This window comes from Streptomyces sp. NPDC096079 (assembly GCF_040303145.1).
Lineage (GTDB): Bacteria > Actinomycetota > Actinomycetes > Streptomycetales > Streptomycetaceae > Streptomyces.
The window spans coordinates 268753-286087 of sequence record NZ_JBEOST010000010.1; the positions used below are offsets into that span (position 1 = coordinate 268753).

Here is a 17335-nt window from a genome sequence, read left to right on the forward strand (position 1 = left end):
AAAGGGGGGCTCCCATGGCTCCCCACATCTCCGAGAGCGCTCTGGCCGGACTGGTCGAGGACCTGGCCGGTGAGGTGATCACGCCGGGCGATCCGGGCTACGACGAGGCCCGGATCCTGCACAACGGCATGATCGACCGACGTCCGTCGGTGATCGCGCAGTGCGCGAACCAGGCCGACGTGTCCAACGCGATCATGTTCGGCCGCGAGGCGGAGCTGCCGATCGCGGTGCGCGGCGGCGGGCACAGCGTCGCCGGGACCTCCATGATCGACGGCGCTCTGATCGTCGACCTCCGCCGGATGCACGGCGTCGTCGTGGACCCGGAGGACATGACGGTACGGATCGAGGGCGGGGCGACCATGGCCCACCTGGACCACGCCTGCCAGCCGTTCCACGTGGCGACGACCGGCGGGCGGGTGTCCACCACGGGCGTCGGCGGCTTCACACTGGGCGGCGGATCGGGCTGGCTGGAGCGGAAGTTCGGGCTCGCCAGCGACAATCTGCTGGCCGTCGACCTGATCACCGCGGAGGGCAAGCACGTCCACGCGGACGCCGACGAGAACCCGGAGCTGTTCTGGGCGCTGCACGGCGGCGGCGGCAACTTCGGGGTGGCGACCTCGCTGACGATGCGGCTGCATCCGCTCCCCCGGATGAGCATGTCGATGCTGCTGTACCTGCCGGACAACGCGCCCGAGGTGGTGCGCGCCTTCCGTGACCTCGGGGCGGTCGCGCCCGACGAGATGGGCGGCGGCGCCATCTACCTGCCCGCGCCCCCGGAGCCGTTCATCCCCGAGGACCTGGTCGGCAAGCTGGTGTGCGGGGCGCTGTTCACGCACGCGGGGCCGGTCGAGGAGCTCCGTGAGTTCGCGGCGCCGCTGTTCGCGCTGAAGCCGGTGGTGGAGGTCGTCACGGACATCCCGTACGTGGACCTCCAGTCGATGATGGACGACCCGCCGGGGCTGCGGAACTACTGGTCGGCCGAGTACCTGCGGGAGTTCCCCGACGAGGCCGTGGACGTCTTCTGCGACCGCGGCGCGGGCATCCCGGCGGCCACGGCCACCCAGCACGTGCTCTTCCTGATGGGCGGGGCCGTGGCCGCCGGTCCGTCCCAGTACCCGCAGCCGTGGCGCACCGCGCCCTGGGCGGTGCATCCCTTCGCGACCTGGGAGGACCCGGCGTACGACGAGGCGGCGCGGCAGTGGGTGCACGACGTGCGGTCCGACGTGCGGCCGTGGGCCCTCGACGCGACGTATCTGAACTTCGTCGGCGCCGAGGGCGAGGAGCGGATCGTCTCCTCCTTCGGGGAGCGGAACTACCGCCGGCTCTCCGCCGTGAAGGCCGCGTTCGACCCCGACAACGTGTTCCGGTTCAACCAGAACATCGTCCCGGCCGGCTGAACGGGCTCAGCGCAGCGCGGTGATCACCTCCTCGGCGGCGCGCTCGCCCTCGGTCGCGCCGCCCTCCATGAAGCCCTGGAAGTCGTACGAGCAGTGCTCGCCGCCGATGTGGACGTTGCCCTGTGCGGTGCCCTCGTATCCGGCGTACCGGTGCAGGTAGCCGACGGGCCAGCAGGAGTAGGCGCCGAGGGAGTAGGGGTTCTTGTGCCAGGCGGAGAGCTGGGCGCGGCCGGTGTACGCCCGGGAGGTGCCGGGGAAGAAGGCGTCGATGCCGGCCAGGTGGCGGGTGACCAGGTTGCGCACGTACGGGTCGGACTCGGTGGAGAACGGGCCGGCCGGGTTCAGGTTCCGGGCCAGGCTGCCGCCGCCGTACTGGAGGAGGATGCCGCCGGTGCCGCCCTGGACCTTGGTGGTGTCCCAGGTCTGCTGGACCTCGGTGTCGGTGAAGCAGTCGCCGGCGGAGACCCCGGGCCAGGCGCCGGTGCCGCGCCAGGGCCGGGTGCCGAACTGCATGTTGAGCTTGGTGCAGTAGCCCATGCGCGCGTCCCGCAGCAGGTTGCGCATGAGGGGGTCGAACCCGGCCTGGGTGAGGTCGAGCTGTTGGAGGATCGGCAGCGGGACGCAGAGGATCGTGTGGTCGGCGGTGACGGTCCGGGTGGCGCCCGCCTCGGTGAAGGTGAGGGTCTGGGTGCCGTCGGCGTTGGCCCGTACGGCGCTCAGCGACCAGCCCATGCGCAGGGTGCCGGGGGCGAGCGCCCCGGCGACGGCGTGGGGGAGCCGGTCGTTGCCGCCGACGACGTGGTAGCGCTCGTTGGACAGGCCCCAGACGTTGAAGTTGCCCGGGTTGGTCTGGTAGCCCATGAGCAGGACGAGGGCGAGCGAGGACTGTTCGGTGGTGTCGGCGCCGTACTCGACGTTGTAGGCGACGTCGAGGAACCGGCCGAGCGGTGAGGAGTGCCCGCCGGGGACGCGGCTCTCGATCCACTCGTACACCGACGTGTTGTCGAGGGCGGTGCCGGTGGGGGTCGTCCGGTTCCACGTGACCTCGCCCGCCTCGGAGAGGTCGCGGCGCAGCGACTGGTAGACGGCGTTGAAGTCCTCGTCGGCCCGGTCCCGCGGGTAGTAGGCGCCGCCGAACCAGAGGACCTCCTCGGCCCCGTTGGGTCCGCCGCCGAGGAAGTCCTCGGTGACGAGGCCGAAGCGGCGGCAGAGCTCCAGGATCTTCTTGTGGCTGGTGTCGATCAGCTCGCCGCCGATCTCGGAGGTCTGGCCGTAGGCCCAGTGGTCCCGCTGGGTCCACATGCGGCCGCCGACCCGGGAGGGGTTGGCCTCGTAGAGCACCGGGCTCAGACCGGCGTCCTGGAGGGTGAGGGCGGCGGTGAGGCCGGAGATCCCGGCACCGACGACGGCGACCCGGGCGGTGCTCTTCACGGGCGGGGCCGGGGTGGCGGCCGCGGCGGGGACGGTCGTTCCGACGCCGGCGGCGATGCCGGCTGCGGTGGCGTACTTGAGGAGGGACCGGCGTCCGAGGGCGTCGGCCCTCATGCCGCGCAGTTCGTCGACGGGGATGCCGAGCCGTCGGGCGTCGGCGTGCTCGGCGGCGAGGTGCTTCAGGAGGTGCATCGGGTGGGTGCGTGCCATGGGGCGCTCCTGGAGGTGGGTGGGGTCAGATCTGGGACACGGGGGCGGGGACCTCGGCGTCGGTGCGCTCGGTGGCGTCCTCCAGGACGATCCGGCCGATGATCTCGTAGCGCTCGGGGCGCCTGGCCTTGAGGTGGAGGCCGAGGCCGAGGCCGCCGAAGAAGACGACGCCGACGATCCAGGGGATCGCCTTGAAGAAGGGGGAGTCGGCGGCGAGACCCGCCGCGGTCTCCATGTTCATGATCAGCAGCACGACGACGGCGATCATGCCGATGCCGCCGAGGAGCGGGGCCGTGAGGGTCCTGAACCAGTGCCGGTCCTCGGGGTGGTTCCTGCGGAAGTAACCGATCACGGCGAAGGAGCAGAGGGTCTGGACGATGAGGATCGCCATCGTGCCGAGGATCGCGAGCAGCGTGTAGAGGTGGATGTAGGGGTCCTGGCCGGTGAGCCAGAAGGCGGCGACGAGGGCGACGGCGATCCCGCTCTGCACGTACGAGGCGATGTACGGCGAGCCGTGCCGCGCGTGCGTCCGGCCGAGCGCCGGGTGGAGGAAGCCCTCCCGGCCGATGGCGTACAGATAGCGGGAGGCGCACTGGTGGAAGGCCATGCCGCAGGCGAACGAGCCGGTGAGCAGCAGCCACTGGAAGGCGTCGACGGCCCAGGCGCCGATGAAGGTCTCGGTGGGCGCGAAGAACAGGTCGAGCGGGGACGAGGAGGCGGACAGCTTCACGGACCCGGCGAGCCCGTTCCCCGCGATGGTCATCCACGAGACGTAGATGTAGAAGAGGCCGACGCCGATGACGGAGATCAGGGTGGCGCGCGGGATGACCCGCTTGGGGTTGCGGGACTCCTCGCCGTACATCGCGGTCGACTCGAAGCCGACCCAGGACCAGAAGGCGAAGAAGAGGCCGAGCCCGGCGGAGGTGCCGGTGAAGGCGTTCCTGGGGTCGACCGGCTCGACCGGGATGCCGTCGGGGCCGCCGCCGGCGATCAGGACGGCGGTGGCGACCGCGAAGAGGACGGCGATCTCCGCGACGAGCATCACGCCGAGCGCCTTGGCGGTCAGGTTGATGTCGAAGTACGAGAGGACGGCGGTGACGGCCAGCATGACCGCCGCGTACAGGATCCACGGCAGGTCGACGCCGAGCTGGTCGGCGACCGTCGTCCTGGCGAAGTAGGCGAAGACGCCGACGATCGAGGCCTCGAAGACGATGTACGCGAGGACGGCGAGCATGCCGGAGGCCATGCCGGCGATCCGGCCCAGGCCGTGCGAGATGTAACCGTAGAAGGCGCCGGCGGCCGTGATGCGCTTGGCCATGGCGACGTATCCGACCGAGAAGACCGTCAGGACGAGCGTCGCGAAGAGGTATCCGGCGGGTGCTCCGGTGCCGTTGCCGAAGCCGACGGCGATGGGGAGGTTTCCGGTCATCGCCGTGATCGGCGCGGCGGTGGCGACGGCCATGAAGACGACGCCGACGAGTCCGACCGAGTCGGCCTTGAGCCGGTGGACCTCTGGGGTGGGGTTCTCTGCCATGGCCCGAGAGGATCCTCGCGAGTGACGTAGGCCACAATCGACAGGCGGTCGCACAATTCCCGCCACAGAGCGACGAGTTGTCGCCCTGGTGTACGAACTGTCCGGTCCCGTGACCGTGCGGTGATGTCGCCGCAACACGGACGCGGGTAGCGTCCGGCCCCATGGACAATCAGGGCGGGATCACCGTGCAGCGGGCGCTGGAACTCCCCGGACTGCGCGGCGGGCTCCCGGAGGTCGTGGCCGGCGCCGACCGGCTGCACCGCACCGTGCGCTGGGTGCACGCGGGCGAGGTGCCGAACATCGCGTCGCTGCTCAAGGGCGGCGAACTCCTCCTCACCACGGGCCTCGGCCTGGGCACCCGCCCGGCCGAACAGCGGGCGTTCGTCCGCCGGCTCGCCGACCGGGGCATCGCCGCGCTCGTCGTCGAGCTGGGCCCGCGCTTCGCCCGCCTCCCGGCGACCATAGTGGAGACCGCGCGGGCCGCCGGGCTGCCGCTCGTCCAGCTCCACCGCGAGGTCCCCTTCGTCGCCGTCACGGAGGAGATCCACACCGAGATCGTCAACGGCCACTACGCCCTCCAGCGGCAGGCCGAGGAGGTCCACCGGCAGTGCACGGAGGCGCTCCTCGGCGGCGGCGGGGTCCCTCAGGTGCTCCGCATCCTCTCCGACTTCGCCGCCAACCCGGTCTTCCTGGAGACCGCCGACGGACAGCTCCTCTACGCGGCGGGCACCGAGTCCGCGCCGGCCGACCCGCTCCAGGTGTGGGACGGACTGCGCGGCCAGCGGGCGGCCCGCGAGTCCGGCCCGCCCACCGGCACCGTCCTCGTCGACGTGCCCGGCGGCGGCCCCGGCACGGGCTCGGTGCGGGCCCGGCTCGTCCTCCTCTCCGTCTCGGGACCGCTCTCCCCCGTCCACCGCATGGCGGCCGAGCGGGCGGCGGGCCTCCTCGCCGTCGTCCTCATGCAGGCCCGCCAGGAGGAGGAGCTGGCCGCACGCGGCCGGGGCGACTTCCTGACGGACCTCGCGGAGGGCCGGATCTCGGCGGAGGACGCCCCGGCGCAGGCGAGGGTGCTGGGCTTCAAACCGGGCGACGGCCCCCTGCTCCCCGTGGTGATGCGCCTCGCCTCGGAACTGTCCCCGTCGGGCAACTGGGCCCTGCTCGCCCGGGCGGTCCTCGAAGAACTGTCCTCGGTGGGCGTCCCGGCCCTCCTGGGCGTCCGCCCGGTCGAAGGCCGGGTGCCGCTGCTCCTGGGCCTGCGCTCCGAATCGGAACGCACGGCGGTGGCGGACCGGGTGGCGGCGGCGCTCCGCGCGGGCGTGGAACGGGCGGGCCTGGAGCGCGCCGGAGCGCACCCGCCGGTCGTCGTCGTCGGCGTCGCGGGCGGCTGGGCTGCGGCCTCGGCGGGTCTGCGGCACGCGGCGGAGACCGCGACGGCCGCGCAGGGCCTCTCGGACCTCCCCTGGTACGACGCCCGGCGCCTGGACATCGACCTGCTCCTGTGGCGCCTCCGCGACCACCCGGACCTGGCGGCCTTCGTGGACCGGGCGATCGGCCCCCTCCGGGACCACGACCGCGTGTCCCGGCCGCCTCTCCTGCCCACCCTGGAGACCTATCTGGCCCACGCGGGCCGCAAGGCGGAGACGGCGCGCGAGCTGCACCTCAACCGGCAGACCCTCTACAACCGCCTGGCCCGCATCTCGGAACTCCTGGGCACGGACCTGGACGACCCCCAGACGGTCCTGGCCCTCTCCCTGGCCCTACGCGCCCGCCGCCACACGGCGTAGCCCGTCGTGGGCGGTGCGCACGCCCCCGTGTGCGCCCCGCCCACGGCGCCCCGCCCACACCGCACGGCCCGCGACGCCCCGCCCACACCGCACGGCCCACGGCGCCCCGCCCAGGACGGCCCGCTCAAGACCCGCTCTAGCGCCCCGTCAGCTCGTCGTACACCGACAGGACGTGCGCCACCGTCTCGTCCTCCGTGGGCCACGACCCCGCCTGCACCCGCCCCGCCGCCGCCAGGTCCATCCGCCGGTCGACGTCGTCCAACAACCCCCGCACCGCCCCCGCCAGGGCCGCCGCGTCCCCGTACGGGACGAGTTCCGCCGCGTCCCCGACGAGTTCCGGTACGCCGCCGACGGCCGTCGCGACGAGCGGCACCCCGAGCCGGAGCGCCTCCTGCGCGAGCAGGGAGCGGGCCTCCCAGCGCGAGGGCAGCACGGCGACGTCCGCGGCCGCGAGCAGCTCGGCGACGTCGTCGCGGCGCCCGATGAGCCGCACGGCGAGCTGTTCCTCGGCGATCCGCTGTTGCAGGAAGGCCCGTTCACGTCCTTCGCCCGCGATCACCAGCAGCGGCTGCGGGTCGAGGTCCCGCCACGACCGCGCCGCGTCGAGCAGCGTCCGGTACCCCCGGCCGCGTTCGAGCGCGCCGACGGCCATGAGCAGGGGCCGGTCGACGGCGCCGAGTTCGGCGCGGGCCTTGCCGTCGTGGAGGCAGACGGGCCCGCGGGCGGGCGGCACGGTGACGGGGGCCAGGCGGGCGTCCCGGGCCCCGCGCCGCCGGGCCCGGTCGACGAGTTCGGAGGAGGTGCCGAGGACGACGGTCGCGGCCCGCGCGGTCTTCCGCTCCAGGAGCCGCAGCACCCCGCCCCGCGCTCCGTCCACGTGGGCGCGGGTGTGCCAGGTGGTCACGAGGGGCGCCCGGCCGCCGCCGGCGAGCGCCAGCGCGGCCCGCAGGGAGGCCTGGAGGCCGTGCGCGTGGACCACGTCCGCGCCGATGCAGGCGTTGCGGAGCGCGGTGACGGTCGCGGGGTCGCCGAGGCGCGGCAGCGGCACGAAGTGCGCGCCGGCGCCCAGGTAGTCGTATGCGCGGTCGAGTTCGGCCGGGGCGCACACGGTCACCCGCACGCCCCTCGCCACGAGCCCCGCGGCAAGTGATCGGACGTGCGCGCTGCTGCCCGCGCCACCGCCGCCCAGCACTTGGACCGTACGGAGCTGTGTCACGCGCCCAAGGATGCCAGTCCCCGCCCCCGACCGTACGCACGTTCCGGCACCGAGATGGCGTCGTTCCCCCGCGCGGAAGGAGTACGGAGCGGTCACACGCGTCACGGGTTCACCCACTCGGGTGAGCGCGCGGGGTCTCCGGCCGCTCCCCCGCGCCCCTCCTCGCGCCTCAGACGGAGGCGGCCCGCTCCCCCCAGAGGGCGGCGGCGACGAGACCGGCCGCGTGCGCGGCGAGCCCCGGTCGTCCGTTGGAGGCGGCGATCGCGCTGCCGACGGCGGCCCCGAGGGCGTGGGCGCCGGTGTCGCCGAGCATGGTCAGCTCGCCGAGGTCGTCGCCGAGGAGCGCGGCCGCGGCCCCCATCGGCGCGGCGGCGAGCGATCCCCGCAGCAGTCCCGGCGCGGCGAGCCCGAGGACGAGGAGGCCCGCGCGGCCGGGCCGTACGTCCACGAGGTTCACCAGGTGGGCGGTGCCGGCGATGACGACTCCGGCGAGGACCTTGTCCACGGGCTTCTCCTGGAGGAGGGCCCCGGCGGCGAGGGAGGCGGCTCCGATGCCGAGCAGCTTCACCGCCCCGCTGGTCACCTCGCCGTCGCGCAGCGCCCCCAGATGCGCCCGGAACCCGCGCCGGTGGTCGCCGCGCAGGTCGTCGTAGCGCCCGCACAGCGCCGCCGCGGCGACGGCGAGGGAGGCGGCGGGAGCGGCGGTCAGGCCGGCGGCGGCCGAGCCGAACGCGACGGCCGGGCCGGCCAGCAGGGTCACCGGCCGGCCGACGTGGTTGGTCCGCTCCCAGCCGGACGGGTCGCCCGGGGGCCGCCGCCTCAGCTGCCCGTAGGCGAGCCGGGCCGCGCCGAAGGCGACGGCGAAGGTGCCGACCCGCCCGAGACCACCCGTTCGGGGACCGGACCGCCCGGGGCCACCCGGCCGCGGACCGGCCGGGCCCACGCCCCGGGTCACGCGTCCGACCGCGCGGCGGCGAGCAGCTCCTCCGCGTGGGCCCTGGCGGTCTCGGAGTCCTCCTGGCCCGCGAGCATCCGGGACAGCTCCCGGACGCGCTCCTCGCCCTCCAGGACGGTGACGCCGGAGCGGGTCACGGAGCCGTCGTTGGTCTTCTCGACGAGGAGCTGCCGGTCGGCGAAGGCCGCGACCTGCGGGAGGTGGGTGACGACCACGACCTGCGCGGACTTGGCGAGCTTGGCGAGCCGGCGGCCGATCTCGACGGCCGCCTTGCCGCCCACGCCCGCGTCGACCTCGTCGAAGAGGTACGTCGGCACCGGGTCGACCCCGGCGAAGACGACCTCGACGGCGAGCATGACCCGGGACAGCTCTCCGCCGGACGCGCCCTTGGCGATGGGCCGGGGCGGGGCGCCGGGGTGCGGGGCGAGCAGCAGCTCGACCTCGTCGGCGCCGGACGGCCCGTAGGCGACGCGCCGGCCGCCGACCTCGACGCCCTCGGGGTCCTCGGTCTGGGCGAGGGCGAAGGACACGCGCGCGTGCGGCATGGCGAGCGAGGCGAGTTCGGCGGTGACGGCGTCGGCGAACCGGTCCGCCGCCTCCGTGCGGGCGTCGGTGAGCCGCTGGGCGAGCACCGACAGCTCGTCGCGCAGCCGGTCCCGCTCGGCCGTGAGCTCCTCGATGCGGTCGTCGTCGCCGTCGAGTTCGCCGAGCCGCCCGGCGCTCTCCTCCGCCCACGCCAGGACGCCGGCGATGTCCTCGCCGTACTTCCGGGTGAGCTGGGTGAGCAGCGCCCGCCGTTCCTCGACGGCGGCGAGCCGCAGCGGGTCGGCGTCCAGGTCGTCGGCGTATCCGGCCAGCTCCTGCGCCACGTCGGACAGCAGGATGGAGATCTCGCCCATCCGGTCGGCGAGCCCGGCGAGCGCCGGGTCGTGGGACCGTACGGCTTCCAGGGCCCGGCCCGCGCCCGCGACGAGGGTCGTCGCGTCGACGGCCTCGGGGTCCTCCGGGTTGCCCGCGAGCGCGCCGTGCGCGAGCGCGGCGGCGGAGGCGAGGGCCTCGGCGTGGCCGAGCCGCTCGGCCTCGGCGGCGAGTTCGACGTCCTCGCCGGCGCGCGGCTCGACGGCCTCGATCTCGCCGAGCCCGAAGCGCAGCAGATCGGCCTCCTGGGCGCGTTCCCTGGCCCGGGTGGTGATCTCGTCCAGTTCGGTGGTGACGGCGCGCAGCCGCCGGTACGCCTCGCCGTAGGCGGCGAGCGGCACGGAGACGGCCTCGCCCGCGTACCGGTCGAGCGCGCCGCGCTGCCGGGCGGGCTTGAGCAGGCCCTGCTGGTCGGTCTGGCCGTGGACGGCGACGAGCTCGTCGGCGAGTTCGGCGAGCAGCCCGACGGGCACGGAGCGCCCGCCCAGGTGGGCGCGCGAGCGGCCCTCGGCCGAGACGGTACGGCTGACGAGGAGCACGCCGTCGTCGAGCTCGGCTCCGGCCTCCTCGGCGCGTACGGCCACGGACGTGCCCGCGGGCACGCTGATCCGCCCCTCGACGACGGCCGACGCCGCGCCGATCCGCACCAGGGCCGGGTCGGCTCGTCCGCCGAGCAGCAGCCCCAGGCTGGTCACCACCATGGTCTTGCCCGCACCGGTCTCACCGGTCACCGCGGTGAAGCCGGGCGACAGCTCGACCACCGCGTCGTCGATGACCCCGAGCGACCGTATCCGCATCTCCTCCAGCACGTCCCAGACCATACGAGGTTTCCCGGGTCCGATGCGACATCGCCCCCGGGCGTAACCCTCCCGAGTCCCACTCGTTGCGGTCCGCCGGGGCGGTCGGTGCGGGGCGGTCAGTGCGGGGCGCCCCGCCAGCCCGACACGGGCAGGGCGAACTTGGCGACGAGCCGGTCCGTGAAGGAGGCGTGGTGCAGCCGGGCGAGCCGGACCGGCACGGCGCCGCGCCGCACCTCGACGCGGGCACCCGCCGGAAGCTCCACCGTCCGCCGCCCGTCGCACCACAGCACGCCGTGCGGGGTGTGCGGCTCGACCTCGACCGCGAGCACCGACTCGGGGGTGGTGATCAGCGGCTTGGCGAAGAGGGCGTGGGCCCCGATGGGGACCATGAGCAGCGCCTCGACCTCGGGCCAGACGACGGGGCCGCCCGCGGAGAAGGCGTACGCGGTGGAGCCGGTGGGTGTCGCGCAGATCACCCCGTCGCAGCCGAAGCCGGTCACCGGGCGTCCGTCGATGGCGAGCACGACCTCCAGCATCCGCTCGGGCGAGACCTTCTGCACGGCGGCCTCGTTGAGCGCCCAGTCGCGGTGCAGGACGTCGCCGTTCTCGTACACGGTGACGTCGAGGGTCATGCGCTCCTCGACCTCGTACGCCTTGGTGACGACCCGGTCGACGACCTTGTCGAGGTCGTCGCGCTCGGCCTCCGCGAGGAAGCCGACGCGCCCGAGGTTGACGCCGAGCATGGGCACACCCGACGCGCGGGAGAACTCGGCGCCGCGCAGCAGGGTGCCGTCGCCGCCGAGGACGACGAGGAGTTCACAGCCGTCGAGGGCGTCGGAGCAGGCCTCCGGCACCTTCTCGACGGACGGCGGCAGCGGCAGGTCCGCGGCCTCGGCCTCCAGGACGCGGACGCCGATGCCGCAGCGCAGCAGCCCCAGGACGACCAGTTCGGCGCTGCGCACGGCGGCCGGCCGGCCGGTGTGCGCGAGCAGGAAGACGGTGCGTGCAGTTCCCGATGGTGCTGCTGCCGTTGAGCTCAACGAGGTCCCTCCGCCACGGCGCGGTCGACGTCCGCCGGATCGAGCGCGGGCGCGCCTGCCCGCAGCCACAGAAAGTACTCGACGTTGCCCGAGGGGCCGGGCAGCGGGCTGGCGGTGACGCCCAGGACCCCGAGGCCGAGTTCGCCGGCCTGCCGGGCCACGTTCTTCACGGCGTCGGCGCGGAGTTCGGTGGACCGTACGACTCCGCCGGTGCCGAGCCGCTCCTTGCCCACCTCGAACTGCGGCTTGACCATGAGGACGAGGTCGGCGCCGGGCGCCGTGCAGGCCGCGAGTGCGGGCAGGACGAGTCCGAGCGGGATGAAGGACAGGTCCCCGACGACGAGGTCGACGGGGACGCCGTCGATGGCGTCGACCGTCAACTCGCGTACGTTCGTGCGGTCCTTCACGGTGACGCGCTCGTCGCTCTGCAGCGACCAGGCGAGCTGTCCGTAGCCGACGTCGACGGCGACGACGTGCGCGGCGCCCGCGCGGAGCAGGACGTCCGTGAAGCCGCCGGTGGACGCTCCGGCGTCCAGGGCGCGCCGGCCCTCGACCTCCAGCCCCTTGGGCACGAAGGCGGCGAAGGCGCCGGCGAGCTTGTGGCCGCCGCGCGAGACGTAGTCGGGGTCGGAGTCGTCCTGGACGACGACGATGGCCGCGGCGGTCTCGACCTGGGTGGCGGGCTTGGTGGCGACGGTCTTGCCGACGGTCACCCGGCCCGCGGCGATCAGCTGGCTGGCGTGCTCGCGCGAGCGCGCGAGCTTGCGCCGGACCAGCTCGGCGTCGAGACGGCGGCGTGCCACTCCTGCCACGTTCGGTTCAGCTCCTGTTGTCGTACGGACGGGGGGCGGGCTGGGCGTCGAGCGAGGTCAGCTCGGCGCGCAGTCCACGGTGTACATCCTCGTACACCTCCAGGTGTCCGTCCGCCGGGAGGTGGTCGAGCTCGGCGAGACGCGCCAGGCGGGCGTCGACGGCGGGATGCCCGGTGGGCTCCAGGGCGACTCCGAGCGGCGCGGGCCCGGCGGGCTCGTACGTCGGGGCGGGGTCCCGCTCCTGCGGGGCTTCGGGGAGGGCGTCGCTCATGCCACGACGCTACCGCGAAGCCCTGGGGTACCGTCGACGGCGATGGCGACGATCACGGAGTGCCGCGGCGCACTGGACAGACTTTCGGACAATCTCGCGCGGGCGGACGAGGGCGTGCGCGGTGCGGCCGCGCTCGACCGCAGCCTGAGCTGCCACATCACCGACCTCGACACGACGTTCACGGGCCGCCTCGCGGAGGGCCGGATCCGGGTCGACGGGACGGTCGCGGGCCCCCCGCCGGACAAGGCGCAGATCCGGCTCGCGATGACCGGCGACGACCTGGTGGCGATGGTGGACGGCGAGCTGAACTTCGCGAAGGCCTGGGCGTCCGGCCGGGTCAGGCTGGAGGCCGGCTTCCGCGATCTGCTGCGCCTCCGGTCCCTGCTCTGACCGGCGCCGTCACTTCTGCAGCGCGGGCTCCTGGTCGACCGGCTCCTCTGCCTGCGCCGGGACGGCCGTCCGGGCCCGCGCCTTGCGTCCGGCCGGAACGACCAGCGGCGTCCCCGTCTCCGGGTCGTCGATGACCTGGCAGCGCAGCCCGAAGACCCGCTCGACCAGCTCGGCGGTCACCACCTGCGCCGGCGGGCCCTCGGCGACGACCTCGCCGTCCCGGACGGCGATGAGGTGCGTCGCGTACCGGGCCGCGTGGTTGAGGTCGTGGAGGACGGCGACGAGCGTCCGCCCCTGCGTCTCGTGCAGCTCGGCACACAGGTCGAGGACGTCGATCTGGTGCTGGATGTCGAGGTACGTGGTGGGTTCGTCGAGCAGCAGCAGCGGCGTCTGCTGCGCGAGCGCCATCGCGATCCAGACGCGCTGCCGCTGACCGCCGGAGAGCTCGTCCACGTACCGGTCGGCCAGCTCGGCGACGCCCGTGGCCGCCATGGACTCCCGGGTCACGCGCTCGTCCTCCGGGGACCACTGGCGCAGCAGCCCCTGGTGCGGGTAGCGGCCGCGCGCGACGAGGTCGGCGACGGTGATCCCGTCCGGGGCCACGGAGGACTGGGGCAGCAGCCCGAGGGTCCTGGCGACCTTCTTGGCGGGCATCGTGTGGATCGACTGCCCATCGAGGAGGACACGGCCCTCGGTGGGCTTCAGCATCCGGGAGAGGGCGCGCAGGAGGGTGGACTTGCCGCAGGCGTTGGGCCCGACGATCACGGTGAACGAGTTGTCGGGGATCGCGACGGACAGCTCGCGGGCGATGACCCGCTGCTCGTACGCCAGGGTGACCGATTCCGCGCTCAGACGCTGCTGCTGCCGACCGTCCATACCCGCACTCCCGCTTTCTCGTCCGTGGTCGGGTCCGGCGGTGACGACCACGACCCACGCGGAGTTAGGTTAGCCTATCCAACTTCACGTTCTGCCCAGGGTGGCGGGATCTCACACCCCGAGCAGCGCCAGCGCCTTCACCGCCTCCGGCACGCCCCCACCCGGCCGGTCCGCCTCCGACCAGGCGGCCCCGCACAGCGCCCGCACCCCGTCCATCACATCGGCCCCCTCGCCCGGCACACCGTCGAGGACCAGCTCACCGCCGCGCACGGAGGCCCGCCACCCCCCGCACAGGAAACCGTCCCCGTCCGCGACGACCTCCGGCTGCCCCGTGAGCAGCCCCCGCAGATCCGCCGCCACGTACGTGGGCCGGTGCGCCGGCACCGCCGCGAGCAGCTGCGCCACGTCCGTCACCCCGGTGAGCACGAGCAGCGAGTCCACGCCGCCGTTGAAGGCCCCCTCGATGTCCGTGTCGAGCCGGTCCCCCACCACCAGCGGCCGCTCCGCCCCCGTCCGCAGCACCGTCTCCCGGTGCATCGGCGGCAGCGGCTTCCCCGCCACCTTCGGCTCCGCCCGGTGCCCGGTGGCGATCCGCACGACCTCCACCGCCGCCCCGTTCCCCGGCCCGATCCCCCGCGCCCCGGGAATCGTCAGGTCCGTGTTCGAGGCGTACCACGGCACGCCCCGCCCCACCGCGTAGGCCGCCTCCGCGAACCGCGCCCACGGCATCCCCGGCCCGCCGTACCCCTGCACGACCGCCGCCGGATCGTCGTCCGCCGACTCCACCGGCACCAGACCCCGCTCCCGCAGCGCCACCCGCAGCCCCTCGCCGCCGACGACCAGCACCCGGGACCCCTCCGGGACCTCGTCGGCGATCAGCCGGGCCACCGCCTGCGCCGAGGTGACCACGTCCCCGGCCTCCGCCGGCACTCCCAGCTCCGTCAGGTGCTCCGCCACCTCGCCGGGCGTCCGCAGCGCGTTGTTGGTGACGTACGCCAGGTGCATCCCGCCGTCGCGGGCCGCCCCGAGCGCCGCCACGGCGTGCGGCACGGCCTCCCCGCCCGCGTACACGACACCGTCCAGGTCCAGCAGCGCCGTGTCGTACGCCTCGCTCAGCGCGACCGCGCTGCCTCCGGGGCGCGTCCTGCCGCCGTCCGCCTGTCCCTGGCCGCTCCGCACCGTCACGCGCACTCCTCAGATCACGGGGTGAATTCCCCCACTCCTCCGATCATCGCCCATGCCCGCCCACATACGATGACAGGATGAACACATCAGGTCACGCGGCCGACGGCGTCCGCGACGACACCACAGGCCTGCGCCTGGCCCCGTTCCGGGGACTCCGGTACGTCCCCGAGCGGGTCGGCAGCCTCGCCGCCGTGATGTCCCCGCCCTACGACGTCGTCGTACGACCTGACGGACTGCTCCATCTGGAGTCCGCGGACCCCCACAACATCGTCCGGCTGATCCTCCCGCAGGCGATCACGGCCGGCACCCGGCACCGCAAGGCCGCCGTCACCCTCGACCGCTGGCTCGCAGACGGCGTCCTCGCCCCGGACCCGGAGCCCGCGCTCTACGTGTACGAGCAGCAGGGCGACGGCATCCTCCAGCGCGGCGTCATCGGCGCCCTGGAACTCTCCACCCCGGCCGAGGGCCTCGTCCTCCCCCACGAGGACGTCATGCCGCACGTCGTCGAGGACCGCGCCGCCCTGATGCGGACCACCGCCGCCAACCTGGAGCCCCTGCTCCTCACCTACGTCGGCGGGGCCGAGGGCGGCGCCGACGCGGTCATCGAGCGCACCGTCCGGCGCGAGCCGCTGCTCTCCACCACCACGGAGGACGGCTTCCAGCACCGCCTCTGGTCGGTCACGGACCCCGCCGAACTCGCCACGATCGCCGGCGAACTCGCCCGCCACCAGGCCCTCATCGCCGACGGCCACCACCGCTGGGCGACGTATCTGCGCCTGCGCGAGGAGCACGCGGCGCCCGGCCCCTGGAACTACGGCCTGGTCCTCCTGATCGACACAGCCCGCTACCCGCTGCGGGTCCGCGCCATCCACCGGCTCCTCAACCGGCTGCCGGTCGCCGACGCCCTCGCCGCCCTCGGCGACGCGTTCCGGGTGCGCCGCATCGACCGGCCGCTCCCCACGGCCCTGGAGGCCCTCGCGGCCGCCACGGAGGAGGGCAACGCCTTCCTCCTCGCGGGCGACGGCGCCTTCCACCTCCTCGACCGCCCGGACCCGGCGCTCCTGGACCGCACGATCCGCACGGACCGCCCCCAGGCCTGGCGGACCCTCGACGCGACGGTCCTGCACTCCACCCTCCTGGAGCACGTCTGGCACATCCCGGACGCCCCCGAGGACATCGCCTACATCCACGACACGGAGGCGGCGGTCGCCCAGGCGGAACGCCGCGGCGGTACGGCGGTCCTCATGCACCCGGTACGGGAGGAGGTCGTCCGCGACCTCGCCCGTCAGGGCGTCACGATGCCCCGCAAGTCGACCTCCTTCGGCCCGAAGCCGGCGACGGGCCTGGTCCTGAGGAGCCTGGCGCTGGACTGAGCGCGGGCGGGGAAACGAAGAAGGGCGGCACCCGACGGGTGCCGCCCTTCTCGCTACAGGCCCGGATCAGCCCTTGTCGCCGTCCCGGTCGTCCTCGTCCTCGTCGTCCTCGTCGTCCTCGTCGATGTCCAGTTCGACGTCGACGACGTCCGCCTCCACGGCCCGGCCCGACGCGTCCGCCTCGTCCTCGGTCTCGTCGAACGCGTCGACGAACTCGACACCGTCCATCTCGGCGAGACGGTCGGAAGCGTCCGTGGCACCGTCCTTGTCGGCCTCCAGGGCCTTCGCGAACCACTCGCGCGCCTCGCGCTCACGCCCGGCGGCGAGCAGCGCGTCGGCGTACGCGTACCGCAGGCGCGCGGTCCACGGGTGCACGGCGCTGGACGCGAGCTCGGGGCTCTGCAGCGTCACGATGGCCGCGTCGAGCTGCCCCAGGTCCCGGCGAGCGCCGGCCGCGACGAGCCGCATCTCGACCTGACCGGCCTTGTCGAGCTTCTGCACCTCGGGCTCACCGGCCATGGCGAGGGCCCGCTCGGGCCGGTTGAGGCCGCGCTCGCAGTCGGCCATGACGGGCCACAGGTCCACGCCGCCGCTCATCCGGCGGGCGGCCCGGAACTCGGCCAGCGCCTCGGAGTACTTCTGGGTCGCGTACGCGGCGAAGCCGGCCGCCTCGCGGACGGCGGCGACGCGGGACGCGAGCCGCAGGGCGACCCGGGAGTAGCCGTACGCCTTCTCCGGGTCCTCGTCGATCAGCTGGGCGACCATGACGAGGTTGCGCGAGACGTCCTCGGCGAGCCCCTTGGGGAGGCTCATCAGCTCCTGGCGCACGTCCGGGTCGATCTCCTCACCGGTGACCTCCGGCGGGATCGGCAGACGCTTGATGGGCGCGCGGTCGCCACGGTCGCGGTCGTCACGACGCCCGAAACCGCCCCGGTCGTCACGGCCGCGGTATCCACCGCGGTCGCCACCACGGTCGTCGCGGCCACGGTATCCACCACGGTCGCCGCCACGGTCGTCGCGGCCGCGGAACCCACCTCGGTCGCCGCCACGGTCGTCACGGCGGAAGCCGCCACCGCGGTTGTCGCCGCCACGGTCGTCCCGGCGGAACGACGAGGGACGCTCGTCACGACGGTCGTCACGCTG

At 74.2% G+C, this 17335-nt stretch carries 15 protein-coding genes; 4 read left to right on the top strand and 11 right to left on the bottom strand.

Annotated features, from left to right (window positions below; translation table 11 throughout):
* The first annotated feature begins 14 nt into the window (after positions 1–14).
* Complete coding sequence (locus ABTY59_RS22085; RefSeq protein WP_352020710.1) at positions 15–1397, top strand: FAD-binding oxidoreductase; 1383 nt, start codon at positions 15–17, stop codon at positions 1395–1397.
* Between the two features lie 6 nt (positions 1398–1403).
* Here ABTY59_RS22085 and ABTY59_RS22090 read toward each other — a convergent pair whose 3' ends face one another.
* Together ABTY59_RS22090 and ABTY59_RS22095 are read right to left on the bottom strand one after the other, a co-directional pair.
* Positions 1404–3038 carry a flavin monoamine oxidase family protein gene (locus tag ABTY59_RS22090; RefSeq protein ID WP_352020711.1) on the bottom strand — a complete coding sequence of 545 codons (1635 nt, stop codon included), beginning with the start codon at positions 3036–3038 and terminating at the stop codon, positions 1404–1406.
* Positions 3039–3063: 25 nt separating this feature from the next.
* Positions 3064–4572: an APC family permease gene (locus ABTY59_RS22095; protein ID WP_352020712.1), complete on the bottom strand. Its 1509-nt coding sequence runs from the start codon at positions 4570–4572 to the stop codon at positions 3064–3066.
* Between the two features lie 161 nt (positions 4573–4733).
* Here ABTY59_RS22095 and ABTY59_RS22100 point away from each other — a divergent pair, with 161 nt between their 5' ends.
* Positions 4734–6356 (top strand): PucR family transcriptional regulator, encoded by a 1623-nt coding sequence (locus tag ABTY59_RS22100; protein ID WP_352020713.1) that lies wholly within the window; start codon positions 4734–4736, stop codon positions 6354–6356.
* Positions 6357–6492: 136 nt separating this feature from the next.
* Here ABTY59_RS22100 and ABTY59_RS22105 read toward each other — a convergent pair whose 3' ends face one another.
* The 6 genes from ABTY59_RS22105 to ABTY59_RS22130 all read right to left on the bottom strand — a co-directional run bounded on the left by ABTY59_RS22105 (position 6493) and on the right by ABTY59_RS22130 (position 12368).
* Positions 6493–7572: a glycosyltransferase family 4 protein gene (locus ABTY59_RS22105; RefSeq protein WP_352020714.1), complete on the bottom strand. Its 1080-nt coding sequence runs from the start codon at positions 7570–7572 to the stop codon at positions 6493–6495.
* 169 nt (positions 7573–7741) lie between these two features.
* On the bottom strand, positions 7742–8527 hold the full coding sequence (locus tag ABTY59_RS22110; protein WP_352020715.1) for a hypothetical protein: 786 nt from the start codon (positions 8525–8527) through the stop codon (positions 7742–7744).
* Complete coding sequence (recN, locus tag ABTY59_RS22115; protein ID WP_352020716.1) at positions 8524–10266, bottom strand: DNA repair protein RecN; 1743 nt, start codon at positions 10264–10266, stop codon at positions 8524–8526. The genes ABTY59_RS22110 and recN overlap by 4 nt, the downstream gene beginning before the upstream one ends.
* Before the next feature lie 95 nt (positions 10267–10361).
* Complete coding sequence (locus ABTY59_RS22120; protein ID WP_352020717.1) at positions 10362–11285, bottom strand: NAD kinase; 924 nt, start codon at positions 11283–11285, stop codon at positions 10362–10364.
* Positions 11282–12097 carry a TlyA family RNA methyltransferase gene (locus ABTY59_RS22125; protein WP_352020718.1) on the bottom strand — a complete coding sequence of 272 codons (816 nt, stop codon included), beginning with the start codon at positions 12095–12097 and terminating at the stop codon, positions 11282–11284. Before ABTY59_RS22125 ends, ABTY59_RS22120 begins: the two co-directional genes overlap by 4 nt.
* Positions 12098–12104: 7 nt before the next feature.
* Positions 12105–12368 carry a hypothetical protein gene (locus ABTY59_RS22130; RefSeq protein WP_352020719.1) on the bottom strand — a complete coding sequence of 88 codons (264 nt, stop codon included), beginning with the start codon at positions 12366–12368 and terminating at the stop codon, positions 12105–12107.
* A gap of 42 nt (positions 12369–12410) precedes the next feature.
* Between ABTY59_RS22130 and ABTY59_RS22135 the strand changes: the two genes are divergently transcribed.
* The gene (locus ABTY59_RS22135; protein ID WP_352020720.1) at positions 12411–12758 is read left to right on the top strand and encodes an SCP2 sterol-binding domain-containing protein; all 348 of its coding nucleotides are present in this window, start codon (positions 12411–12413) and stop codon (positions 12756–12758) included.
* A gap of 9 nt (positions 12759–12767) precedes the next feature.
* Here ABTY59_RS22135 and ABTY59_RS22140 read toward each other — a convergent pair whose 3' ends face one another.
* On the bottom strand, positions 12768–13634 hold the full coding sequence (locus ABTY59_RS22140) for an ABC transporter ATP-binding protein (RefSeq protein ID WP_352020721.1): 867 nt from the start codon (positions 13632–13634) through the stop codon (positions 12768–12770).
* Between the two features lie 111 nt (positions 13635–13745).
* Complete coding sequence (locus ABTY59_RS22145; protein WP_352020722.1) at positions 13746–14819, bottom strand: HAD hydrolase-like protein; 1074 nt, start codon at positions 14817–14819, stop codon at positions 13746–13748.
* A 77-nt stretch (positions 14820–14896) separates the two neighbouring features.
* Between ABTY59_RS22145 and ABTY59_RS22150 the strand changes: the two genes are divergently transcribed.
* A complete protein-coding gene (locus ABTY59_RS22150; RefSeq protein WP_352020723.1) occupies positions 14897–16192 on the top strand; it encodes a DUF1015 family protein in 1296 nt (431 codons plus the stop codon).
* A gap of 66 nt (positions 16193–16258) precedes the next feature.
* On the opposite strand, the gene ABTY59_RS22155 is transcribed toward ABTY59_RS22150, so the two are convergent.
* Positions 16259–17065, bottom strand: a complete 807-nt coding sequence (locus tag ABTY59_RS22155; protein ID WP_352020738.1) for a tetratricopeptide repeat protein — start codon at positions 17063–17065, stop codon at positions 16259–16261.
* Positions 17066–17335 lie beyond the last annotated feature (270 nt).

Excerpts from the sequence above, each read along its gene's own strand:
- ABTY59_RS22100 (WP_352020713.1), top strand. The coding sequence starts at position 4,734 with ATGGACAATCAGGGCGGGATCACCGTGCAGCGGGCGCTGGAACTCCCC.
- ABTY59_RS22130 (WP_352020719.1), bottom strand. The coding sequence starts at position 12,368 with ATGAGCGACGCCCTCCCCGAAGCCCCGCAGGAGCGGGACCCCGCCCCG.
- ABTY59_RS22095 (WP_352020712.1), bottom strand. The coding sequence starts at position 4,572 with ATGGCAGAGAACCCCACCCCAGAGGTCCACCGGCTCAAGGCCGACTCG.
- recN (WP_352020716.1), bottom strand. The coding sequence starts at position 10,266 with ATGGTCTGGGACGTGCTGGAGGAGATGCGGATACGGTCGCTCGGGGTC.
- ABTY59_RS22085 (WP_352020710.1), top strand. The coding sequence starts at position 15 with ATGGCTCCCCACATCTCCGAGAGCGCTCTGGCCGGACTGGTCGAGGAC.
- ABTY59_RS22090 (WP_352020711.1), bottom strand. The coding sequence starts at position 3,038 with ATGGCACGCACCCACCCGATGCACCTCCTGAAGCACCTCGCCGCCGAG.
- ABTY59_RS22140 (WP_352020721.1), bottom strand. The coding sequence starts at position 13,634 with ATGGACGGTCGGCAGCAGCAGCGTCTGAGCGCGGAATCGGTCACCCTG.
- ABTY59_RS22150 (WP_352020723.1), top strand. The coding sequence starts at position 14,897 with ATGAACACATCAGGTCACGCGGCCGACGGCGTCCGCGACGACACCACA.
- ABTY59_RS22135 (WP_352020720.1), top strand. The coding sequence starts at position 12,411 with ATGGCGACGATCACGGAGTGCCGCGGCGCACTGGACAGACTTTCGGAC.